Source organism: Edaphosphingomonas haloaromaticamans (assembly GCF_001853345.1).
GTDB lineage: Bacteria > Pseudomonadota > Alphaproteobacteria > Sphingomonadales > Sphingomonadaceae > Sphingomonas_E > Sphingomonas_E fennica.
Window position 1 is genome coordinate 2,248,275 of the sequence record NZ_MIPT01000001.1, and the last position, 22,906, is coordinate 2,271,180.

General features: G+C 66.7%; 22 protein-coding genes and 1 pseudogene. 18 read left to right on the forward strand and 5 right to left on the reverse strand.

Annotation, left to right across the window (positions count from 1 at the left end; genetic code table 11):
* The first annotated feature begins 198 nt into the window (after window positions 1–198).
* From nuoK to BHE75_RS10475, 7 genes are all read left to right on the forward strand, one after another.
* A complete protein-coding gene (nuoK, locus tag BHE75_RS10445; protein WP_015456794.1) occupies window positions 199–504 on the forward strand; it encodes an NADH-quinone oxidoreductase subunit NuoK in 306 nt (101 codons plus the stop codon).
* A gap of 49 nt (window positions 505–553) precedes the next feature.
* Window positions 554–2,623, forward strand: coding sequence for an NADH-quinone oxidoreductase subunit L (nuoL, locus tag BHE75_RS10450; protein WP_070933822.1), 2,070 nt, complete (start codon window positions 554–556; stop codon window positions 2,621–2,623).
* A gap of 7 nt (window positions 2,624–2,630) precedes the next feature.
* A complete protein-coding gene (locus tag BHE75_RS10455; RefSeq protein WP_070933823.1) occupies window positions 2,631–4,163 on the forward strand; it encodes an NADH-quinone oxidoreductase subunit M in 1,533 nt (510 codons plus the stop codon).
* Window positions 4,163–5,602, forward strand: coding sequence for an NADH-quinone oxidoreductase subunit NuoN (gene nuoN / locus BHE75_RS10460; RefSeq protein WP_015456797.1), 1,440 nt, complete (start codon window positions 4,163–4,165; stop codon window positions 5,600–5,602). Before BHE75_RS10455 ends, nuoN begins: the two co-directional genes overlap by 1 nt.
* Entirely contained in the window at window positions 5,599–6,312 is a 714-nt protein-coding gene (locus BHE75_RS10465; protein ID WP_438830619.1) for a biotin--[acetyl-CoA-carboxylase] ligase, read from the forward strand. The genes nuoN and BHE75_RS10465 overlap by 4 nt, the downstream gene beginning before the upstream one ends.
* A gap of 121 nt (window positions 6,313–6,433) precedes the next feature.
* Entirely contained in the window at window positions 6,434–8,014 is a 1,581-nt protein-coding gene (locus BHE75_RS10470; RefSeq protein WP_245896954.1) for a ribonuclease J, read from the forward strand.
* A gap of 14 nt (window positions 8,015–8,028) precedes the next feature.
* Entirely contained in the window at window positions 8,029–8,304 is a 276-nt protein-coding gene (locus tag BHE75_RS10475; protein ID WP_015456800.1) for a DUF1467 family protein, read from the forward strand.
* Between the two features lie 33 nt (window positions 8,305–8,337).
* On the opposite strand, the gene BHE75_RS10480 is transcribed toward BHE75_RS10475, so the two are convergent.
* Both BHE75_RS10480 and BHE75_RS10485 read right to left on the reverse strand, forming a co-directional pair.
* Window positions 8,338–8,640, reverse strand: coding sequence for a YMGG-like glycine zipper-containing protein (locus BHE75_RS10480; RefSeq protein WP_015456801.1), 303 nt, complete (start codon window positions 8,638–8,640; stop codon window positions 8,338–8,340).
* Between the two features lie 62 nt (window positions 8,641–8,702).
* The gene (locus tag BHE75_RS10485; protein ID WP_070935743.1) at window positions 8,703–9,701 is read right to left on the reverse strand and encodes a 2-hydroxyacid dehydrogenase; all 999 of its coding nucleotides are present in this window, start codon (window positions 9,699–9,701) and stop codon (window positions 8,703–8,705) included.
* A 135-nt stretch (window positions 9,702–9,836) separates the two neighbouring features.
* On the opposite strand from BHE75_RS10485, the gene BHE75_RS10490 reads away from it, so the two are divergent.
* Complete coding sequence (locus tag BHE75_RS10490; RefSeq protein WP_041864739.1) at window positions 9,837–10,325, forward strand: SH3 domain-containing protein; 489 nt, start codon at window positions 9,837–9,839, stop codon at window positions 10,323–10,325.
* Window positions 10,326–10,397: 72 nt separating this feature from the next.
* Here the strand turns inward: BHE75_RS10490 and BHE75_RS10495 are convergent, their stop codons facing one another.
* Window positions 10,398–12,686, reverse strand: coding sequence for a TonB-dependent receptor (locus tag BHE75_RS10495; protein ID WP_438830586.1), 2,289 nt, complete (start codon window positions 12,684–12,686; stop codon window positions 10,398–10,400).
* Between BHE75_RS10495 and BHE75_RS10500 the strand changes: the two genes are divergently transcribed.
* Window positions 12,663–13,427: an IS6-like element IS6100 family transposase gene (locus BHE75_RS10500; protein ID WP_013054031.1), complete on the forward strand. Its 765-nt coding sequence runs from the start codon at window positions 12,663–12,665 to the stop codon at window positions 13,425–13,427. The genes BHE75_RS10495 and BHE75_RS10500 overlap by 24 nt on opposite strands.
* 54 nt (window positions 13,428–13,481) lie before the next feature.
* Here BHE75_RS10500 and BHE75_RS10505 read toward each other — a convergent pair.
* Window positions 13,482–13,778: pseudogene (locus BHE75_RS10505) on the reverse strand (TonB-dependent receptor); the annotation flags it as partial.
* Between the two features lie 308 nt (window positions 13,779–14,086).
* On the opposite strand from BHE75_RS10505, the gene BHE75_RS10510 reads away from it, so the two are divergent.
* From BHE75_RS10510 to gspG, 7 genes are all read left to right on the forward strand, one after another.
* The gene (locus BHE75_RS10510) at window positions 14,087–14,464 is read left to right on the forward strand and encodes a hypothetical protein (protein ID WP_139181705.1); all 378 of its coding nucleotides are present in this window, start codon (window positions 14,087–14,089) and stop codon (window positions 14,462–14,464) included.
* Window positions 14,465–14,583: 119 nt separating this feature from the next.
* Window positions 14,584–15,327: a prepilin peptidase gene (locus BHE75_RS10515; protein WP_070935744.1), complete on the forward strand. Its 744-nt coding sequence runs from the start codon at window positions 14,584–14,586 to the stop codon at window positions 15,325–15,327.
* A gap of 118 nt (window positions 15,328–15,445) precedes the next feature.
* On the forward strand, window positions 15,446–16,291 hold the full coding sequence (locus tag BHE75_RS10520) for a type II secretion system protein N (RefSeq protein WP_070933827.1): 846 nt from the start codon (window positions 15,446–15,448) through the stop codon (window positions 16,289–16,291).
* On the forward strand, window positions 16,288–18,486 hold the full coding sequence (gene gspD, locus BHE75_RS10525) for a type II secretion system secretin GspD (RefSeq protein ID WP_070933828.1): 2,199 nt from the start codon (window positions 16,288–16,290) through the stop codon (window positions 18,484–18,486). The genes BHE75_RS10520 and gspD overlap by 4 nt, the downstream gene beginning before the upstream one ends.
* On the forward strand, window positions 18,483–20,006 hold the full coding sequence (gene gspE / locus BHE75_RS10530) for a type II secretion system ATPase GspE (protein WP_070933829.1): 1,524 nt from the start codon (window positions 18,483–18,485) through the stop codon (window positions 20,004–20,006). The genes gspD and gspE overlap by 4 nt, the downstream gene beginning before the upstream one ends.
* Window positions 19,999–21,228, forward strand: a complete 1,230-nt coding sequence (gene gspF / locus BHE75_RS10535; protein WP_015456811.1) for a type II secretion system inner membrane protein GspF — start codon at window positions 19,999–20,001, stop codon at window positions 21,226–21,228. The genes gspE and gspF overlap by 8 nt, the downstream gene beginning before the upstream one ends.
* A gap of 8 nt (window positions 21,229–21,236) precedes the next feature.
* Window positions 21,237–21,734, forward strand: coding sequence for a type II secretion system major pseudopilin GspG (gspG, locus tag BHE75_RS10540; protein WP_070933830.1), 498 nt, complete (start codon window positions 21,237–21,239; stop codon window positions 21,732–21,734).
* Here gspG and BHE75_RS24975 read toward each other — a convergent pair.
* Window positions 21,671–22,003, reverse strand: coding sequence for a hypothetical protein (locus tag BHE75_RS24975; protein ID WP_254684421.1), 333 nt, complete (start codon window positions 22,001–22,003; stop codon window positions 21,671–21,673). The genes gspG and BHE75_RS24975 overlap by 64 nt on opposite strands.
* Here BHE75_RS24975 and BHE75_RS23270 point away from each other — a divergent pair.
* Together BHE75_RS23270 and gspI are read left to right on the forward strand one after the other, a co-directional pair.
* Complete coding sequence (locus tag BHE75_RS23270) at window positions 21,983–22,426, forward strand: GspH/FimT family pseudopilin (RefSeq protein WP_254684422.1); 444 nt, start codon at window positions 21,983–21,985, stop codon at window positions 22,424–22,426. The genes BHE75_RS24975 and BHE75_RS23270 overlap by 21 nt on opposite strands.
* Window positions 22,413–22,859, forward strand: coding sequence for a type II secretion system minor pseudopilin GspI (gspI, locus tag BHE75_RS10550; protein WP_070933831.1), 447 nt, complete (start codon window positions 22,413–22,415; stop codon window positions 22,857–22,859). Before BHE75_RS23270 ends, gspI begins: the two co-directional genes overlap by 14 nt.
* The last annotated feature ends 47 nt before the right edge of the window (window positions 22,860–22,906 follow it).

Here is a 22,906-nt window from a genome sequence, read left to right on the forward strand (position 1 = left end):
CACCGNGATCTACACGCGCTACCTCTACATCTTCGAGGCTGCCGGCCTCGTGCTGCTCGTGGCGATGATCGGCGCGATCGTGCTGACCCATCGCGCCCGCGGCGGCACCCGCCCGCAGAACGTGGCCGATCAGGTCAAGCGTCGTCCCGAGGATGCGGTGCGCAACGTCAACCAGCCTATCGGGCAGGGAGTGGAGCTGTGATCGGCATCCAGCATTATCTGGTCGTTTCGGCGATCCTGTTCGTGACGGGGGTGTTCGGCATCTTCCTCAACCGGAAGAACGTGATCATCATCCTGATGGCGATCGAGCTGATCCTGCTCAGCGTGAACATCAACCTGGTGGCCTTCTCCGCCTTCCTCGGCGATCTCGTCGGCCAGGTGTTCGCCATGTTCGTGCTGACGGTGGCCGCCGGCGAGGCGGCGATCGGCCTTGCCATTCTCGTAATCTATTTCCGCGGCCGCGGCACGATCGCTGTCGACGACATCAACCGGATGAAGGGATGATGGTGGACCTTCGCGTAGAGCTCCCCTCCCGCCTGCGGGAGGGCGGACGGTGATCAAGCTCATCGTTTTCCTGCCGCTGCTCGCGGCGATCATCGCCGGCCTCGGCAATCGCATGATCGGCAATGTCGCCGCCAAGGCGGTGACGACCGGCGCGCTGTTCGTTTCCTGCGCGCTTTCCTGGCCGATCTTCCTGGGCTTCCTCGGCGGCAGCGCCGAAGCCTATGTGGAGCCGGTGCTGACCTTCATCCGTTCCGGCGGCCTTTCGGTCGACTGGTCGCTGCGCGTCGATACGCTGACGGCGGTGATGCTGGTGGTGGTCACCACCGTATCCAGCCTCGTCCACCTGTATAGCTGGGGCTATATGGCGGAGGACGACAGCCAGCCGCGCTTCTTCGCCTATCTGTCGCTCTTCACCTTCGCCATGCTGATGCTGGTGACGGCCGACAGCCTGGTGCAGATGTTCTTCGGCTGGGAAGGCGTGGGCCTGGCTTCCTACCTGCTGATCGGCTTCTGGTATCACAAGCCGAGCGCCAAGGCGGCCGCGATCAAGGCGTTCGTGGTCAACCGCGTCGGCGATTTCGGCTTCTCGCTGGGCATCTTCGCCACCTTCCTGGTGTTCGGCACGGTTTCGATCCCGGCGATCCTGGAAGCGGCGCCCGGCATGGCCGGTTCGACCATCGGCTTCCTCGGCCACCGCGTCGACACGATGACGCTGATCTGCCTGCTGCTGTTCGTGGGCGCGATGGGCAAGTCCGCCCAGCTCGGCCTCCACACCTGGTTGCCGGACGCGATGGAAGGCCCGACCCCGGTGTCGGCGCTGATCCACGCGGCGACGATGGTCACGGCCGGCGTGTTCATGGTGTGCCGCCTGTCGCCGATGTTCGAGACCAGCCAGGTCGCGCTGAACGTCGTCACCTACGTCGGCGCCGCCACCGCCTTCTTCGCGGCGACGGTGGGCACGACGCAGACCGACATCAAGCGCGTGATCGCTTATTCGACCTGCTCGCAGCTCGGCTACATGTTCTTCGCGGCGGGCGTGGGCGCCTATGGCGCGGCGATGTTCCACCTGTTCACGCACGCCTTCTTCAAGGCGCTGCTGTTCCTGGGCGCGGGCTCGGTGATCCATGCCATGCACCATGAACAGGACATGCGCTTCTATGGCGGCCTGCGGAAGCATATCCCGCTCACTTTCTGGGCGATGATGGCCGGCACGCTGGCGATCACCGGCGTGGGCGTGGCCGGCCTGTTCGGCTTCGCGGGCTTCTATTCGAAGGATGCGATCATCGAGGCGGCCTTCGCCAGCGGATCGACCGCGGGCGGCCTGGCCTTCTTCGTCGGCGTGTTCGCGGCGCTGCTCACCAGCTTCTATTCGTGGCGCCTGATGTTCCTCACCTTTTTCGGCAAGCCGCGCTGGGCGGGGTCGGAGCATATCCAGCACGCCGTTCACGATGCGCATGGCCACGGCCATGACCATCATGACGCGCCGTCCGAGGAAGATGCCGGCCACGATGCCCATGCGCATGACGCCGGCATCGATCAGGTGAAGCACGGCACCGCCGGCTATCACCCGCATGAAAGCCCGTGGCCGATGCTGCTGCCGCTGGTGGTGCTGACGCTGGGCGCGGTGCTTGCGGGCTTCATCTTCCACCTGCCGTTCCTCGATGCCGAGCATGGCGCGGAGTTCTGGAAGGGCAGCCTCGCGTTCAACAGCCATCTGATGCATGCGATGCACGGCGTGCCGCTGTGGGTGAAGCTTTCGGCGACGGTGGTGATGATCACGGGCCTGCTGATCGCGATCTGGGCCTATCTGATCGACACGACGATCCCGGCGCGCTTCACGGCGACGTTCCGCGTCCTCTACGACTTCCTTCTGCACAAATGGTATTTCGACGAGCTTTACGATTTCCTCTTCGTCCGTCCGGCCTTCGCGCTCGGCCGCTTCTTCTGGAAGCGGGGTGACCAGGGGACGATCGACCGCTTCGGCCCCGATGGCGTCGCGCACGTCATCGTCGGCGGCGGCGCGCTCACCCGCCGGCTCCAATCCGGCTATGTCTATACCTATGCGCTGGTGATGCTGCTCGGCCTCGCGGCCGCGGCGACCTGGGCGATGGCGGGCTGATAAGAATATGACGGGCTTTCCCATCCTTACCCTGATGATCGCGCTGCCGGTGCTGGCGGCGCTGGCCTGCCTGTTCCAGAATGCGCAGGGCGCGCGCTGGACGGCTTTGCTGACGACCTTCGTCGAGCTGGCGCTGGGCATCATCCTCTGGATCAACTTCGATCCGGCGGGCGCGCAGTGGCAGTTCGTGGAGCATGTCGACCTGTTCGGCCGCTTCTCCTGGGCGCTGGGCATCGACGGCATCGCGCTGATGCTGATCGTGCTCTCCGTCTTCCTGATGCCGATCTGCATCGGCGCGTCGTGGGAGGCGATCGAGAAGCGCGTGCCGGAATATATGGCCGCCTTCCTGCTGATGGAGGCGCTGATGATCGGCGTCTTCGCGGCGCAGGACCTGTTCCTGTTCTACATCTTCTTCGAAGCCGGCCTGATCCCGATGTATCTCATCATCGGTATCTGGGGCGGCGCGGACCGGATCTACGCCAGCTACAAATTCTTCCTCTACACGCTGCTCGGCTCGGTGCTAATGCTGGTGGCGATGCTGTGGATGGCGCAGGAAGCCGGCACCACCGACATCCCGACGCTGATGGCCTATGACTTCCCCGTCGAGGCGCAGACCTGGCTGTTCCTGGCCTTCTTCGCCTCCTTCGCGGTGAAGATGCCGATGTGGCCGGTCCACACCTGGCTGCCCGATGCGCACGTGCAGGCGCCGACGGCGGGTTCGGTGATCCTGGCCGGCGTGCTGCTGAAGATGGGCGGCTACGGCTTCATCCGCTTCTCGCTGCCGATGTTCCCGGAAGCCTCCGTCCAGATGTTCTGGCTGGTGATGGGCCTCAGCATGGTGGCCGTCGTCTACACCTCGCTCGTCGCGCTGGTGCAGACCGACATGAAGAAGCTGATCGCTTATTCCTCGGTCGCGCACATGGCGTTCGTCACCATCGGCCTGTTCGCGTTCAGCCGGCAGGGCCTGGAAGGCGCGATGCTGGTGATGCTGAGCCACGGCCTGGTTTCGGGCGCGCTCTTCCTTTGCGTGGGCGTGATCTACGATCGCCTCCACACGCGGGAGATCGCGCGTTACGGCGGCCTGGCCGACAACATGCCGAAATATGCGCTGTTCTTCATGCTGTTCACCATGGCTTCGGTCGGCCTGCCGGGCACGTCCGGCTTCGTCGGCGAGTTCCTGAGCCTGGTAGGCGCCTATCAGGCGAGCAGCTGGGTGGCCTTCGTCGCGACGACGGGCGTCATCCTCGGCGCCTGCTACATGCTCTATCTCTATGCGCGGGTCTGCTACGGCAAGCTCGACAAGGCGGATGTCGCCGCGATGCCCGATCTTTCGGCGCGCGAGATCGCCCTGCTGCTGCCGATCGGCCTCGCCGTGCTCTGGATGGGCGTCTATCCGGAAAGCTTCTTGAAGCCGATCCGCCGCGACATCGGCGTCGTCGTCGCCCGCATGGAAAAGACCGGTTTCACCGGCGACGCACATGTCACCGCCGGCAAGCCCGTTATTCCCGCTGCCGCCGCGCATGAAGGGGCGCACCACTGATGCCTGTTACCCAGTCCCTCGCGCTCACTCTGCCTGAGCTTATCCTTTCCCTCGGCTCGCTCGTGCTGCTGATGGTCGCGGCCTTTGCCGGCGACAAGGCGACGAAGGCGATCAGCTGGGGCGCCGTCGCGCTGTTCGCGGCCGCCGCCCTGGCGCTGCTCGGCCCGGCGGGCCATGGCGGTTCCGCCTTCGACGGCCTTTATCAGGCGGACAGCTTCTCCTCCTTCGCCAAGCTGCTGATCTATATCGCGGCCGCGATAACGCTGATCGTGGCGCCCAACTTCTTTGAGCGGAACGGCAATGTCCGCGCCGAATATCCGATCCTGATCCTGCTTTCGGGCGTGGGCATGGGCATGATGGTTTCGGCGACCGACCTGCTGACGCTCTATGTCGGCCTCGAGCTGCAGAGCCTTGCCGCCTATGTGCTGGCGAGCTTCATGCGGCGCGATACGCGGTCGGCGGAAGCGGGCCTCAAATATTTCGTCCTCGGAGCGCTGGCCTCGGGCATCCTGCTCTACGGCATCTCGCTGCTCTACGGCTTCACCGGCACCACGGCGTTTGAAGGCGTCGCGGCCGCGTTCGGCGACGGGCTGGGCATGGGCGAGATGTTCGGGCTGGTCTTCGTGCTCGCGGGCCTCGCCTTCAAGATCTCGGCCGTGCCGTTCCACATGTGGACGCCGGACGTGTATGAAGGCGCGCCGACCCCGGTGACCGCCTTCTTCGCGACGGCGCCAAAGGTGGCGGCGATGGCGCTGCTCACCCGCGTCACCATCGAGGCGATGGGCGGCGCGACCGATGCATGGCGCCAGATCGTGATCTTCGCGGCGCTTGCCTCGACGATCCTGGGCGGCGTCGCCGCGATCGGCCAGACCAACATCAAGCGCCTGCTGGCTTATTCCTCGATCAACAATGTCGGCTTCGTGCTGTTCGGCCTCGCCGCCGGCACGCAGGACGGCGTGGCCGCGGTGATGACCTACCTCGCCGTCTATGTCGCGATGACGGTGGGCAGCTTCCTCTGCGTCCTCCAGATGCGCGACGAGAGCGGCCAGCCGGTCGAGACGATCGCCAGCCTTTCCGGCCTGTCGCGCACGCGGCCGGCGCTGGCGGCGGCGTTCGCGATCTTCATGTTCTCGCTGGCCGGCATCCCGCCGCTCTTCGGCTTCTGGCCGAAGTTCCTGGTGTTCGATGCGCTGGTCGGCGTCGGCATGTGGCCGCTGGCGATGATCGGTATCGCCACCTCGGTGATCGGCGCCTTCTATTATCTGAAGATCGTCAAGACGATCTATTTCGACGATCCCGCCCCGGCCTTCGCGCCGGCGGAAAGCAAGCTGGAAGGCGGGCTGATCGCGCTCTCCGCGCTGTTCGTCTCGCCGCTCGGCTACCTTGCCATTCCGGCGCTGGGGGCGGCGAGCATGGCGGCGGCGCGGGCGCTGTTCTGATCGCCGACATCCGCACGATAAAGGCGACGGGATCGACCAACGACGACGTCGCCGCGCTCGCCCGTGCCGGCCAGCCCGAGGGTTTCTGGCTCCGTGCCGAAACCCAGACGGGCGGGCGCGGGCGCCACGGGCGGGCCTGGCAGTCGCCGCCGGGCAATCTCTATGCCAGCACCATCGTCCGCCTGGCGCCCGGCGATCCTGCGCCCGCCACGCTGGCGATGGTCGCGGCGCTCGCGCTGCATCAGGTGGCGATCGCTTATGGCGGGGNAGGGCGCACCGCCCTCAAATGGCCGAACGACCTGCTGCTCGACGGCGCGAAGCTTTCGGGTATCCTGCTGGAGTCCTGCGACGGCGCGATCGTCATCGGCTTCGGCGTCAACCTCGCGCATCGCCCCGAGGGGCTCGATCGCACCACGGCGAGCTTTGCCGCCGCGGGCCTGGGCGCGCCCGATCCCGATGCCTTTCTGGTCGATCTGGCCGACGCCTTCGCCCGCTGGCTGGGGCGCTGGCGCAGCGAGGGGCTGGCCGCCATCCGCCGCGAATGGCTGGCGCGCGCCCATCCGCCGGGAACCCCGCTCCGCACCACCGGACCGGATGGGCAGGTGGTGGACGGCCTGTTCGAAGGGCTCGACGAAAGCGGCGCGCTGAAGCTTCGTCTGGCCGACGGCAGCGTGCATCTGCTCCACGCCGGCGACGTTTTCCTGATATAGGGCTCGACCGGCCAAGCGAATCCCGGCCTGGACCGGATAGATGGATTGGATTTCCCCGAAAGTGACGACACCCGGTAACGAATTGCTTTTCCTCGCCCTCGGCGGCTCCGGGGAGATTGGCATGAACGTCAATCTCTACGGCACGCAGGGCAAGTGGCTGATGGTCGATCTCGGCCTTACCTTCGCCGATCCGGCCTATCCGGGCATCGATCTGATCCTGCCGGATCTGGAGTTCATCGAGCAGCGGGCCAAGGATCTCGTCGGCATCGTCCTCACCCATGGGCATGAGGATCATATCGGCGCCATCCCCTATCTGGCGGCGGATCTGGGCGTGCCGCTCTATGCCACGCCCTTCACCGCCGGCCTGATCCGCGGCAAACTGGACGAGGAGGGGCTGGGCGACAAGGTGAAGCTGCATGTGATCGATCAGGAAGGCAGCTTCCGGGTCGGCCCGTTCGGCGTCAGCTATATTCCGCTCGCCCATTCGATCCCCGAAGGCAATGCGCTACTGATCGATACGCCCTATGGCCGCATCTTCCACACCGGCGACTGGAAGCTGGACGACGAGCCGCTGCTCGGCACGCCATCCACCGCCGCCGAGCTGGAGGCGATCGGCGACGAGGGCGTGCTGGCGCTGGTCTGCGATTCCACCAATGTCTTCAACGAGGACGCCTCGGGCTCCGAAGCCGCCGTGCGCGAGGGGCTGGACGGGGTGATCGCCGAGGCGAAGGGCCGCGTGCTCGTCACCACCTTCGCCTCCAACGCGGCGCGGGTGCAGACGCTGGGGCAGGTGGCGCGGGATACCGGCCGCCAGCTCTGCGTGGCCGGCCGCTCGCTGGATCGGATCATCAAGGTCGCCAAGGCGTGCGGCTATCTGGGCGATTTTCCCGATACGGTGGATTTCGAAACCGCGATGCGGCTGCCGCCGTCCGAGGTGATGATCGTCGCGACCGGCGGGCAGGGGGAATCGCGCGCGGCGCTGGCGCGGATCGCCTTCGACAGCCACCCGATCAAGCTTTCGGAAGGCGACACGGTCGTCTTCTCCTCGAAGCAGATCCCCGGCAACGAGATCGCGATCGGCCGCATCCAGAACAGGCTGGCCGAGCGCGGGATATTGATGGTCACCGACCGGCAGGCGCACGTCCATGTCTCGGGCCATCCGGGGCGGCCCGAGCTGGAGCTGATGTATAAGTGGATCCGGCCGGAGATCATCCTGCCCGTCCATGGCGAGATGCGGCACATGGCGGAACAGGCGCGGTTCGCGGCCTCCTGCGGCGTGCCACGCGGCATCGTCCAGCAGAACGGCCAGGTCATCCGGCTTGCGCCCGATGGGCCGGAGCTTGTGGGGCATGAGCGCACCGGCCGCCTCGTGCTGGACGGCGACGTGATCCTGCCGGCCGATGGCGCCACGCTGAACGAGCGGCGGCGGATTTCGCTGCATGGCTTCATTTCCGCCACGGTTGTGCTGGATGCGAGGGGGAATGTGCGGGGCGAGCCCGCGATCGCGATTCAGGGCGTGCCGGTGGAGGAGGATCGCGAGGATTTCCTGGCCGATGCGCGCCTCGCGGCGGCGGAGGCGGCGACGGACGGCCCGAAGGACGAGGCCAAGCTGCGCGAGGCGATCCGCCTGGCGGTGCGCCGCCGCGCAACGCAATGGACCGGCAAGAAGCCGATCGTCGACGTTTCGATCATCCGCGTCTGAAGGGAGGGGCGGCAGTGAAATTCACGTCCATATTGGCGATCTACTCGCTGTTCTGGGCCATGAGCTTCTTTCTGGTGCTGCCCTTCCGCCCCCGCACGGCGGGCGCGCCCGAACCGCGCATCGCCGGCCAGGCGGACAGCGCGCCGCCGCGCTTCAGCTTCGCCAAGGCATGTTTCTGGACCACGATCGTGTCGGCCGTGCTGTTCGGCCTGTTCTACGCCAATTATGTCTATGGCTGGCTTGGCGTGCAGTCGCTCGATTTCTTCTCGACGGCCGATCGGCGGGTCTGATCCGGGGGGAGGGCGCCCGCCCTTCCTGGTCCGTTACTTATAGTGGCGGCGGCCTTTCTTATCGATGTAATATTTGCGGCCGTCGCTGTCGCGATACCATTCGCGGCCCTTGTCGTCCTTGCCCAGCGCGCCGACCACGGCGCCGCCGGCCGCGCCGATCAGCGCGCCTTCGCCGGTCGATATGCCCGGAACCACCGCGCCGACGACCGCGCCACCCGCACCGCCGATCGCCGCGCCTTTCACCACCCGCTTGCCGTCTCCGGCGCAGGCGGTGGTCGCGAGCGCGAGGCTGGATGCCAGCAGCAAACCCGTCGCCATAGGGGAGAATTTCGCCATTCTTCGTCTCCTCGCCATTCGATTCTTCAACCCGTGGCGGGGATGAACGTTCCCGGAGCTTATCAGGCCCAGCCTTCCAGCACCTGATCCGGCGGGCGATGCCCATCCCACCAGGCGCGGATATTGGCGATCACCTTGGCGCCCATCGCCGCGCGCCCTTCGAAGGTGGCGGAGCCCATGTGCGGCAGCAGCACGACGTTGGAAAGCGCCAGCAGCCGGGGATCGACGGCCGGCTCATGTTCGAACACGTCCAGGCCCGCGCCGGCGATCCGGCCGCTTTCCAGCGCCTCGATCAGGGCGGCCTCGTCGACGATCTCGCCGCGCGCGAGGTTGATGAGATAGACGTGGGGCGCCAGCAGCCCCAGCCGCCGCCGGTCGATCAGATGATGCGTCGCGGCGGTGTGCGGGCAGTTGACGGAAACGATATCCACCGCGCCCAGCATCTCATCAAGATCGGCGTGGAAGCTGGCGCCGAGCTCCTCCTCGATCACCGAGGGCAACCGGTTGCGGTTGNGATAATGGATCGACAGGCCGAAGCCGCGCGCGCGCCGGGCGATGGCCTGGCCGATCCGCCCCATGCCGATGATGCCCAGCCGCTTGCCGCCGATGCGATGGCCCAGCATGCCGGTGGGGCTCCAGCCGGTCCACTGGCCGGATCGCACGAGCTTCTCCCCCTCGGCCAGCCGGCGCGGCACCGAAAGGATCAGCGCCATCGTCATGTCGGCGCTGTCCTCGGTCAGCACGCCGGGGGTGTTCGTCACGATGATGCCGCGCGCGCGGGCGGCGGCGAGGTCGATATGATCGACGCCGTTGCCGAAATTGGCGATCAGCTTCAGCCGGGGCGGTGCGGCATCGATCAGGGCGGCGTCGATCGCATCGGTGACGGTGGGGACTAGCACGTCGCAATCGGCCATCGCCGCGATCAGGGCGGCGCGATCCATCGGGCGATCGCCCTCGTTGAAGCTGGCGTCGTAGAGCTCGGCCATGCGCGCTTCCGTCTCGGGCAGCAGCCGGCGGGTGACGGCGATCTTCGGGCGGTCGGGGCGGACGGGCTCGGCCATGACATGCGCTAGGCATGGGGCGCCGCCGCCGTCAAGCATCAGCATGTTGCCGCCATTGCATGGCCTGAGGATTCCGCTCCGCGAGAAATGGCTCTAGAACGGGGTGATCGGGTCCGTGCTGACGGGGGTAGGTGAATGCGGAAATGGATGCGGGCGGCGGTTGCGGGCTTCATGGTCGCGGCGGCGCTGGGCGCGAGCGCGGCGGAGGCCCAGCGCCGGCAGGTGCCTTATTGGGTTTCGATCGCCGCGCGCGAGGCGCTGATGCGCACCGGCCCCGGCACCAATTATCCGGCGACGTGGAAATATGTCCGCCCCGGCCTGCCGCTGCGCGTGATCCAGGTGCACGAGGATTGGCGCCGCGTGGAAGACCCGGAGGGCGAGCGCGGCTGGGTGAAGGGCATATTATTGTCCGAACAGCGCACGGCGATCGTCGTCGGCCAGACGGGGGAGCTTCACGCCAAGGCCGATGGCGGCTCGCGGCTGGAATGGCGGGTGGCCCCCGGCGTGATCGGAAAGGTCGATAAGTGCGGCGGCGGCTGGTGCCGCTTCGACGTGAAGGGCCGGCGCGGCTATATCGAGACGCGCAGCCTGTGGGGCGTGGCGCAGGACGAAGCGGTCGACTGAAAAACCCGGTACGGGCGCAAAAAAAGCGGCCGCCCCGAAGGACGGCCGCCATATTTATATCGGCCTGAAGGATCAGAAGCCGATGATGATCGAACCGATCACGGTGCGCGGCGCACCGATCTGGGCCGTCGTGACAGTGGTGTTCGACGTCGTCCCGTCGAAGCCGCCCACGTAGAGCTTGTCGAACAGGTTGGTGACGTTGAGCTGGAAGTAGGTCTTGTCGTTCAGGCCAGCCCATTCCAGCGAGAGGCGGGCATCGAGATCGACCAGCGTATAAGCCGGCGCCTTGGCACCATAGACCTGCACGCCGCTCTGGAAGACCGGAAGATTCTGGTCGTTCACATAACGCGGGCCGGTCCGCTTGGCCTGGACGCCAAGCTGCACCGGGCCGAGCGTGCCCTGGGCGCGCCCACCGAAGGTGAAGGTCGGCGCACCCGATTCGCGCTTGCCAGCCGTCTGGCCATAGATCGGATCGCCGGCACCATTGCGGCCGATGACGACATCGTCCTTGATCTTCGACTTCAGATAGGAACCGAAGACGTAGAACGAGGCTTCCGGGATCGGCTGGTAGGAGATGCTGCCATCGACGCCGTATTTCTCGACCTTGCCGAGGTTCCGGTAGATCGTGACATTCTGTTCGAAGTCGTAGGACGAAGCCAGGCGGTTCTTGTAGTTCGTATACCAGCCGGAGAGCTGGGCCTGGATCTTGCCCGACGTGTAACGGACGCCGAGGTCGAAATTGTCCGTCGTTTCCGGCGAGGGATCGGCGGCGTCGGTGCCCGGCGCATACCAGAAGGACTGGTAGAGGTTGTCCGTGCCCGGAACCTGAACACCCTTCGAATAATTACCGAAGACGCTGAATTTCGGCATCACGTTGAACACGACGCCGGCGGTCGGCAGCAGCTTGTCATAATTGAAGACACGCTTCTGCGGGCGGGCGAAGTTCGGGTTGGCCGCCGCATAGGCATCTTCGGCCGCGTCGTTGCCGCGCATGCAATCCACGAAGCCGCTGTTGCTGCTGGTGAAGCAATATTGGTTCAGGTTGCGCTTGAAGAAGGGCGCGCGCAGGCCGGCATTGACGGTCAGGCGTTCATCGAAGAACTCGCCGCGATATTCGCCCGAGACCTGGTGCAGGATCGCATAGGACAGGCGATCGCGCTTCTGCAGGCGGTTGCCGTCCGATCCCAGCACGGGATTGTCGACCGGGAACACGTCGATCGCATTGCCGTAGGCGTCGAGGAAGCCGACTTCGCCGGTCTGGCGATGGCGGCCGCGATCGTAGCTGTAGGCGAGGCGGACGGTGTTATGATCGTCGATGTCGTAGCGCAGCGAGGCGATCAGGCCGAGGCGATCCGTCTTGGTCTGGCTGGGGGCCAGCATGCGGACGGTATCCAGCGTATCGCCATCGCCGTTCAGGTCGGCGCCGACATAGGGCTTGCCGCCGAAATAGCCGGGGAAGAACTGGTCGCCGATCTTGAATGCCGACTCGATGGCTTCCACCGTGCCGCCGCCATTGGCCTTGGTATATTGGTAGCTGGGATCGACGGTCAGGACGAGGCCGTCGCTGAGCGTGAAGCGCGAGCTCAGGCGGATATTGCCCGTGTCGGACGGATTGAACCGATATTCGTAGAGCGAGCCGCAGCTGTTGGCGGTATCCTTCACGCCCGGCGTGGCCGGCGTGACGGTGCAGCGGGCGACTTCATAGAAGCGCTCGTCCTTGGTGATCGGGAAGCGGTTGCTGGAAGCCGATCCGACGACCCGGCCGCCCGCGACATCGGTGCGCAGGGGAACCGAACCGAAGAAGTTGTTGCGGTTCTGATTCCAGTGGCCGGCGAGCGACACGAAATCGCCATTGTCGCCGACCGGCTGGTAGATCTTGAAGTTATACTGCTGCTTGTCGATCTTGCCGTAGCCGCCATAGATCGCATTGTTGGTCGCGCTGCTGGCGGAGAACCAGGCGCGGGTGCCGAACGAGGTGAATTCGCCGGTGTCGACCAGGCCGAACACGCGGAAGAAATCATATTCGCCGACCGAGCTGACCACCTTCACGCCGAAATCCTGGGAAGGATTGCGCGAACGCAGGTTCACCGTGCTGCCCGAGGCGGCGGCGGTGGGGCTGTCCACGTCGGTGGTGCCGAGGTTGACGTTCACCTGATCGATCAGCTCGGGGTCGATCTGCTGGTTCGAATAGAGCGCATAGCCGCCCGTGTCGTTCAGCGGCAGGCCGTCGAACGTCTGCGAGATGCGCGTGTTGTCGAAGCCGCGGATCGACATCTGGCTCTGTTGCAAAAATCGTGAAGCTTGAGCATGCTTGGCGGAGATTGAACGGATGGAGCGATGACGGATTTCAAGTGGCGCCATTTCCAGGGTGATGTGATCCTGTGGGCGGTGCGCTGGTATTGTCGCTATCCGATCAGCTATCGCGACCTTGAGGAAATGCTGGCGGAACGCGGCATTTCGGTCGACCATACGACGATCTATCGCTGGGTCCAGCGCTACGCCCCGGAGATGGAGAAGCGGCTGCGCTGGTTCTGGCGGCGTGGCTTTGATCCGAGCTGGCGCCTGGATGAAACCTACGTCAAGGTGCGGGGCAAGTGGACCTACCTGTACCGGGCAGTCGACAAGCGGGGCGACACGATCGATTTCTACCTGTCGCCGACCCGCAGCGCCAAGGCAGCGAAGCGGTTCCTGGGCAAGGCCCTGCGAGGCCTGAAGCACTGGGAAAAGCCGGCCACGCTCAATACTGACAAAGCGCCGAGCTATGGTGCAGCGATCACCGAATTGAAGCGCGAAGGAAAGCTGGACCAGGAGACGGCCCACCGGCAGGTGAAGTATCTCAATAACGTGATCGAGGCCGATCACGGAAAGCTCAAGATGCTGATCAAGCCGGTGCGCGGTTTCAAATCGATCCCCACGGCCTATGCCACGATCAAGGGATTCGAAGTCATGCGAGCCCTGCGCAAAGGACAGGCTCGTCCCTGGTGCCTGCAGCCCGGCATCAGGGGAGAGGTGCGCCTTGTGGAGAGAGCTTTCGGCATTGGGCCCTCGGCACTGACGGAGGCCATGGACATGCTCAACCACCATTTCGCAGCAGCCGCCTGATCGGCGCAGAGCGACAGCCTACCTGTGACTGCCGCCAATCTTTGCAACAGAGCCCGACATCTTGCCGCCGGCCGAGCCGAACGGATCGTTGTTCTGGAAGCTGACGCCGGGAACCAGGTTGATGATGTCGTTCACCGACTGGCCGGGCACCTGATGGGCGATGATCTCCTGGGTGAGGACGACCTTGGCCTTGGGCGTATCGGGCGTGTTCACGCCGGCGACGGCCTTGGGGCCGGCGACGCCGGTGACGACGATTTCCTGATTCTCGAAGTCGATCGAGCCCGTGGACTGGGCGTAAGCGGCGGGCGCCGCCAGAGCTGCAACGGCGCAGCCCAGCAGTAACTTTTTCACTTCATATCCCCTTTTTAGCGGATGGCGTGCCAATGGCCTCCCCTCATGACGCGCCGGAGAAATCTGCATGGCTCCCGAGTGACGGTTGCATGACGTTATTGTTTCACCTGCCTTTGCGGCGGTGCATCATGCGCCGATAGGCGAGATTTTCTGCGAATCCAAGATGTCCCGCAGCAACTCATCGCGATTGGTGTGCGGCTGCGAAACGACTGCTTGCAAAGAGCGAAATCGCCGGATGCGGCCGGTTGTGGCCGTGTCATATCCGTGTAACATTCATCTCTATAATTGATCAGTTTTGCTTGGAGGAGATGATGCGCGGTCTTGGGTTGATGTCGCTGGCGTTGATCGCCATTCCTGCCACCGCCCACAGCCAGCCGGCCCCGCGTGTGGAGACGGGCTATGAAGTCGGCGCGCTCGGCCTGGCGGCGATCGACCGGGGCGACTGGACGGCGGCCGAGCGACAGCTTGGCGCGATGCGCGGCGTTTCCGCCGACGATCCTGCCCGGCTGATCAACCTCGGCCGCGTCTATGCGGCCACGGGGCGGCCCGAGCTGGCCGCCGAAAGCTGGCGGCAGGCGCTGCGCTCGCGCCATCATTATGAGGTCACGCTGGGCGACGGCACCGTCACCACGACCGACAAGGTCGCCCGCGCGGCGCTGGCGCAGGTGAGCTTCGTTTCGCGCTGACCCTTTGGCGCGGAAATCGGTTGGGCTGCCGCGCCGCGCTGTAATAGGCGTGGCGCGATGATTCGGCTTTTCGCGCCCCTGCCATGATCCTGCCCGATCCGATCGGGGCGGGATGGGGCATGCCCTGGATATCGCCGGCGCTGGGCGCGATTCTGGGCCTTGTCGCTGGCAGCTTCCTCGCGGCCCTGGCGCTGCGCTGGCCGCGCGGCCAATCGGTGATGCGGGGGCGATCGGCCTGCGACGCCTGCGGCCACCGGCTTGGCGTCGTCGATCTGCTGCCCGTGTTCGGCCACCTCCTGCGGCGGGGGCGCTGCGCCTATTGCGGCGCGCCTATCGATCGCCGCCNTCTGCTGATCGAACTCGCCTCCGGGGGCATCGGCCTGGTATCATTGCTGGCCGCGCCGGGGCTGGNGGGGCTGTGCGGCGCCATGTTCGGCTGGCTGCTGGTCGCGCTCATCGCACTGGATGTCGATCATTTCTGGCTGCCGGACGAGCTGGTCGCGGCGCTGGCCGTCGTCGGCGTGAGCGCCGGCCTTGCGGGGATCGCCCCGCCGATGGCGGATCGGCTGATCGGCGGGCTGGCCGGGTTCGCGGGGCTGGCGGCGATCGCGATCCTCTATCGCGTCGCGCGGGGCCGCACCGGCATGGGCGGCGGCGATCCCAAATTGCTGGGGGCGATCGGCCTGACCTTGGGCTGGCAGGCGCTGCCTCTGGTGCTGCTGGGCGGTGCTTCGGTCGGCCTCGCGCTGCTGGGCGTCCGCCGGCTTCGCGGCGACAGCATCCGGGCCGATCAGGAGGTGCCGTTGGGCGCCCTGATGGCAGTCGTCGCATGGCCGCTGTGGCTCGTCGCGGCCATGGCTTGACGAGGCTGGTGACAAATCCTCAACAATGCCCGGCTAGGACGGGTGAAGCCCGTGGTTAACAGCACGTCACGGACCTGTCATAATGCAGCGCTAGCGGGCGGCGCAGGGGTGGTATTTGATGCAATTGTCTTTCGATCGGCGCGCCCAACGCCTGCTGCGCCGATTGCCGCGTTACTCGGCCTATAATATCGCGGAAATCCTGCTGCTTGCCCTGCTGGCGGTGCAGGGAGCGCGCCTGCTTTATGCGGTGGTGACGCCGGTCGGCCCGGTCGGCGGCTGGCGCGCGGCGGACCGGGCCGTAGGGGCGCCCGTTTCGATCCTCGGCGCATTCGATCCCTTTTTCCGTCTTGCCGATACGCAGGGGCCGGTGGCGGTCACGGCGCTGGACATTAAATTATTTGGCACGCGGGCCGATCAGGCGTCCGGCCGCGGATCGGCGATCATCGGCCTGCCGGACGGCAGCCAGGCGAGCTTCGCCGTGGGCGAGGAGTTATTGCCGGGCGTCACGCTGAAGGCTGTCGGGTTCGACAATATCACCGTGCAGCGCGGAGGAACGGACGAGATGGTCTATCTCGACCAGTCCACCCCGGCGGAAGCCGTGGCCCAGGCCGGGGCGGAGGGAGCGGCCGGCGTCCCGAGCCCGGCGGTGGCCGCTGGCGACAATTATGACGCCAAGGGCCCGGCGCCCGCGCCCCTGCCGCTGATGGACGAAACCGCCGCCATGCCGCGCCTGCGCAACGGCGCGGTCGATGGCGTGGTGCTGCAGCCCAAGGGCGGCGGCAACGCCTTTCGCGCGGCGGGTTTCCAGCCCGGCGACGTGCTGATGTCGGTGGATGGCCAGCCCGTTTCCGATGCCGGCGGTGCCGCGCGGCTGCAATCGCGCCTCCAGCAGGGAGGTGATATTCCGGTGGAAGTTGAACGGGGCGGGCGCATCGTCTCCCTGCGGGTGAAGGCTGGTCAATGAAGCGTCTGGTTCTCGTCTCGGCGCTCGCGCTCGCTCTGGCCTCGCCGGGGGCGGCCCAGCAGATGCTCAACCTGCGCGATGCCGATATCCGCGCCTTCATCCAGGATGCCGCCCGCGTCACGGGCCGCACCTTCATCATCGATCCCCGCGTGCAGGGGAAGGTATCGGTGGTGACGGACCGGCCCTTGTCCCGCACCGAATATCTCGATGTTTTCCTCTCCACGCTGCGCGCCAACGGGCTGGTCGCGGTGCCGACGTCCGGGGGCGCGTTCCGCGTCCAGCCGGCGGATACCGCCGCCGCCCAGCCGGGCCGGGTCGGCACGCGGGGCACGTCCAGCAACAGCTTCGTGACCGAGGTTTTCCGCCTCCAGACGATCGATGCCGCATCGGCGATGGAAACGATCCGCCCGCTCGTCAGCCGCGAGGGATCGGTTACCGCCAATCGCACCGGCAACGCCGTGGTCGTCGCCGACTTCGCCGACAATATCCGCCGCATCCGCGAACTGATCGACCGCATCGATCGCGATGCCGCCACCACCCGGGTGATCGCGCTGCGCAATGCCGGCGCGCGGGAAATCGCCCAGTCGCTGCAGGCCCTGGCCGGGGCACCGCGCGCGGGCGGTGGCGGTGGGGACGGTGCCGCCGCCGCACCTGCCGGGCCGGGCGTGTCCGTCGTCGCGATCGACAGCTCCAACTCGATCGCGTTGCGCGGCGATCCGCGCACGGTGGCGCGCCTCGCGCAGATCGCCGAGGATCTGGACCGGCGGGCGGCGACGGGCAGCGAGATCCGCGTGATCTTCCTGGAACATGCCGATGCGGCGCAGCTCCTGCCGGTTCTCCAGCAGCTTGTCGGCCAGCCGGTGACGCCGGCTTCCTCCTCGACCACGCCGTCGCGCGGCCGTTCCGGCGGCGACAGGAACGGCGGCAACAACGCCCCTGCCGAAGTGGTGGAAGCGGTGGCCCCCGCCACTTCCAGCGCCGCGCCTGTGGGACGCGGCCAGCCGGTCATCGCGCGCTTCGAAGGCGCGAACGCGATCGTGGTTTCCGCGCCCAGCGACATGCAGCGCACGCTGGGCGAGGTGATCCGCCAGCTCGATACCCGGCGCGAGCAGGTGCTGGTCGAAGCGATCATCGTCGAGATTTCGGACAATGCCGCCCGCAAGCTGGGCGTGCAGTTCCTGCTGGGCGGGCTGGAGGGCAGCGCCATCCCCTTCGCCGCGACCAATTATTCCAATACCGCGCCCAACCTGCTGACCATCGCCGGCGCCATCGGCGCGCGGGAGCTGAACACCACGACGACCACCACCGATAACGGCACGACCACCACGACCACCAACAGCGGCGGCGTGGCCGATCAGCTCGCGCAGGCGGCCGTCGCCTCGATCCTGGGGGCGGGCGGCGGTTTCTTCGGGTTGGGCGGCAAGACCGACAACGGCACCATCTTCGGCGCGATCGTCAATGCGGTGCGATCGGATACGGAATCGAACATCCTGTCGACGCCGTCGGTGATGACGCTGGACAATCAGGAAGCGAAGCTGCTGGTCGGCCAGGAAATCCCCGTCACCACCGGCCAGGCGCTCAGCAACAATTTCGACAATGCCTTCCGCACGGTGCAGCGGCAGAATGTCGGCGTGCAGCTGGAGGTAAAGCCCCAGATCAACGCGGGCGGCGCGATCAAGCTGTTCCTGCGGCAGGAGGTGAGCTCGATCGCCGGGCCGGTCTCCAACGACAATAGCGAGCTGATCCTCAACAAGCGCGAGATCGAGACCACCGTCACCGTCGACGATGGCGAGATCATCGCGCTGGGCGGCCTGCTGGACGACAATGAGCGCAAGACGATCGAGCGGATTCCGCTGCTGAGCGACATTCCCGGCATCGGCGAGCTGTTCAAATCCCGATCGCGTTCGCGCACCAAGACCAACCTGATGGTCTTCATCCGCCCGCGCATCGTGCGCAGCGCCGAGGATGCCCGCATCGTCGCCGCGCAGCGCTACGGCTATATCCGCGACATGCAGGCCGCCCAGCGGCCCGAGCGCGAGCCGACGATCGACGAGATGGTGCGCGGCTATATGGGGGCGGAGCCGCCTGCGCCGGGTGCGGTTCCGGCCCAGCCCGAGATCATAACGCCGTCCGTCCGCTCCTCGCGCGAAGTGGTGCGGCCCGTGCCGGTGCCGCCGTCGAAGGGCGAGCAATGAGGATCGCGCGTGGCGATCAGCCGGCGGAGGGGGGCGTTGGCCCCGCGGCCGCCGGCATCGCCATCCCCTACGCCTTCGCGCGCCGTTTCGGCGTGGCCCTGATGGCGGGCGACGACGTGACCGTGGCGCTCCGCGAGGGCGGCGATCCGCGCGCGCTGATCGAGCTTCGGCGCAGCTTCGGCCGGCCTTTCGGCGTGGAGAAGGTCTCCGCCGACCGGTTCGACCGCATCCTTTCCGAAGCCTATGCCATGGACGGGCAGGCGGCCGCCGATGCGGCCGGATCGCTCGGGCTGGGCGACGAGCTGGCGATGCTGGCCACCGACCTGCCGACCGCCGACGACCTGCTCGATTCGGCGGACGATGCGCCGGCCATCCGCCTCATCAACGGCATCATCGCCGATGCCGCGCGGCAGGGCGTTTCCGACATCCATATCGAGCCATATGAAACCGGCCTGATCGTGCGCATGCGGATCGATGGCGTGCTGCGCGAGACGCTGCGCATGCCGCCACATGTCGCGCCCGTGGTCGTCAGCCGCATCAAGGTGATGGCCCGCCTCGACATCGCCGAACGCCGCGTGCCGCAGGATGGCCGCATCGGCCTTACGCTGGGCGGCAAGCTGCTGGACGTGCGCGTTTCCACCTTGCCCAGCCGTGCGGGCGAGCGGGTGGTGCTGCGTATCCTCGACAAGGAGAATGCCGGGATCGAGCTGGACGTGCTGGGCATGCCGCCGGCCATCCTCGCGGCGTTCCGGGATGCCATCGGCGAGCCCAACGGCATCATCCTCGTCACCGGACCGACCGGATCGGGCAAGACGACGACGCTCTATGCCGGACTGCGCCTGCTGAACGACGGCAGCCGCAACATCCTGACGGTGGAAGACCCGGTCGAATATGCGATCGAGGGCGTCGGCCAGACGCAGGTCAACGCCAAGGTCGGCCTGACCTTCGCCGCCGGCCTGCGCGCCATCCTGCGCCAGGACCCGGACGTGGTGATGATCGGCGAGATCCGCGATCGCGAGACGGCAGAGATCGCCGTTCAGGCCTCGCTCACCGGCCATCTCGTGCTTTCCACCGTCCACACCAATGATGCGGTCGGCGCCATCACCCGCATGCGGGACATGAAGGTGGAGCCTTTCCTGCTCGCCTCCACCCTGCGCGCCGTGATCGCCCAGCGGCTGGTGCGGCGGCTCTGCCCGGTCTGCCGTCATGTCGTCGAGGCGCCGGCCTCGATCGCGGCGCTGCTGGGGATCGCGCCGGGCACGGTGATCCATGAGGCGAAGGGCTGCGATGCGTGCAGCCATACCGGCTATAAGGGGCGCATCGGCGTCTATGAGGCGGTGCGCATCGACGATGCGATACGGGGCCTCATCAACGCGGGTGGCGACGAGACGGCGATCTCCGCCCATGCCTTCCGCAACGCGCCGACATTGACGGCGGCCGCCCGCGCGCTGGTGCTGGAAGGGCGGACCACGGCCGAGGAAGCCGTGCGCATCACCCGGCGCGAGGCGATCGATGCCTAATTATGATTATGTCGCGCTGGATACCGGCGGGCGGGAACGCCGGGGCAGCGTGCGCGCCGATACGCCGAACGAGGGCCGCGCCAAGCTGGAGGCGCGCAAGCTCTATGTCGTCAGGATCGAGCAGGGATCGGAGACCGCGCCCGCGCCGTCGCTCCTGTCGCGGGCCGGCGCGCCCGCGCTGAAGCGCCGGCTCTCGGCCAAGCAACTCACCCTTTTTACGCGCCAGGTCGCCACACTGGCGCAGGTCGCCCCGCTGGAGGAGGCGCTCCGCACCATCGCCCGGCAGGCGGAGCAGCCGCATGTCCGCCGCGTGCTGGAAAATGTCCATGCCGGGGTGGTGGAAGGCCGGCGCCTTTCCGATTCCATGGCGCGCGAGCCCAGGAGCTTTCCGCCGCTCTACCGCGCGATGGTGGCGGCGGGCGAAAGCTCGGGCAGCCTGCCCACCATCCTCGATCGCCTGTCCGATCTCCTTGAACGGCAGGCGGCGGTGCGCGCAAAGGTAATGACGGCGCTGGCTTATCCCACCATCCTCGCGCTGGTGGCGGTGGGCGTGGTGTTCGCCCTCATGGTGTTCGTGGTGCCGCAGGTCGTCGCCCAGTTCGACAGCGTCGGGCAGGATCTGCCGCTGCTCACCCGCATCGTCATCGGCATCTCCAACTTCCTGCGCAACTGGTGGTGGGCGTTGGCCATCCTTATCGCGGGCCTTGGCGTTCTCGGCTGGCGTGGCCTCCGGGAGCCGCATATCCGCATGGCCGTGGATCGTTCGATCCTGCGCATCCCGCTGATCGGCCGGCTGGTCCGCGATCTCCACGCCGCCCGCATGGCCCGCACGCTTTCCACCATGGTTTCGAGCCGGCTGCCCCTGCTGGAGGGGCTTACGCTGACGACCGGCACGATCCACAACCGCGCGCTGCGGGCCGCGTCTGCCGATATCGTCGAGGCGATCCGGGGCGGCGGCAGCCTTTCGGTGGCGCTCCGCCGGGCGGGCGTGTTCCCCCCGCTGCTCGTCTACATGACCGCCTCGGGCGAGGCCGCCGGCAAGCTCGATATCATGCTGGAACGGGCGGCCGACTATCTGGAACGCGAATTCGATGCCTTCACCAGCGCCGCGCTTTCGCTGCTGGAACCGGCCATCATCGTGCTGATGGGCGGAATCGTCGCTATAATCGTTCTGTCCATTCTCCTTCCCATTCTTCAGCTCGATACGCTTGCGGGCGCATGAGGACATCCATGGAAATTTCCGAACAGACCGCCAAGACGCGCCGCCGGCGCCGGGACCGGCGGGAACACGGCTCCGCTTCTCCGAGGCGTTCCGCCGAACACGGCTTCACGCTTGTGGAACTGATGGTGGTGATCGTCATCATCGGCCTGCTTACCACCATCGTCGCGATCAACGTGCTGCCCAGCGGCGACAAGGCCCGCGTGGAAAAGGCGAAGGCCGATATCTCCCTGCTGGAACAGGCGATGGAGATGTATCGCCTCGATAATCTGACCTATCCGGGCACGGCCGATGGCCTGCAGGCGCTGGTTGCGCCGCCGGCGTCGCTCACCCGGCCGGAACGTTATCGCCGGGGCGGCTATGTGAAGAAGCTGCCGGAAGACCCTTGGGGCAATCCCTATCAATATGCTTCGCCCGGCCAGCACGGCGCGTTCGACATCTTCAGCTACGGCGCCGACGGCCGCGAAGGCGGCGAGGGCGACGATGCCGATATCGGCAACTGGAAATAGGCCAGCGCCCGGAGAGCATTCAGGTGAGCCGCGCCGTTGAGCATGGCGCTCGCAAGCGCCTCGCCGAACACGGCTTCGCGTCCCCGCGGCGTTTCGCCGAACACGGCTTCACGTCCCCGCGGCGTTTCGCCGAACACGGCTTCACGTCCCTGCGGCGTTTCGCCGAACACAGCTTCGCGTCCCTGCGGTGTTTCGCCGAACACGGCTTCACGCCCGTGAGGCGTTCCGCCGAACACGGCTTCACGCCCGTGAGGCGTTTCGCCGAACACGGCTTCACGCTTGTCGAGCTGATGGTGGTGATCGCGATCATCGGCCTTTTGACCGGGGCGGTGGTGCTGGCCATGCCCGATCCGCGTGGCGACCTGCGTGATCAGGCGGAGCGGTTCGCCGCCCGTGTCCGCGCCGCGCAGGATGCCGCAGTGATCGAGGCGCACGAGATGGCGCTGTGGGTGACGGCCGACGGCTATGGCTTCGAACGGCGCGAACGGCGCGGCTGGCGGCGGCTGGATGAAAGGCCGTTCGACGATCGCGATTGGGAAGGGGCGCAGGCCATCGTCGGCGATGTCGGCCGCGCCCGCGTGATCTTCGACACCACCGGCCTTTCCGAGCCGCTCGATCTCGCGCTGGTGCGCAACGGCACGCGGGTGACGGTGCATATCGACGCCGACGGGACGATCGATGTCGGCTCCTGATCGCCACGGCGCCGCCGAACACGGCTTTGCGTCTTCTAGGCGTTCCGCCGAATACGGCTTTACGTCCCAGCGGCGTTCCGCCGAATACGGCTTCACGCTGATCGAGCTGATGGTCGCGCTGGCGGTGTTCAGCATCGCGGCGCTTGCCCTGCTGCGGCTGGAGGGCGCGACGCTCACCAGCACGGGGGTGCTTGCGGACCGCACGATCGGCCAGATCGTCGCGCGCAACCTGGCGGTGGAGGCCTTGACCGATCCCGTCGCGCCGTCGTTCGGCGAAGCGCGCGGGCGGGAGGAGAATGGCGGCCGCAAATGGACGTGGACGCGCCGCTCCGTCCGCGCCACCGATCTCAACCTTCAGCAGATCGACATCGCCGTCACCGACGATGCCGGCCGCCCGGCGGGCTCGCTCACCGTGTTCAGGGCGCTGCAATGACCCGCCCAGCGCCCAGGGGAGAACACGGCTTCAGGCCCGTGATGCGT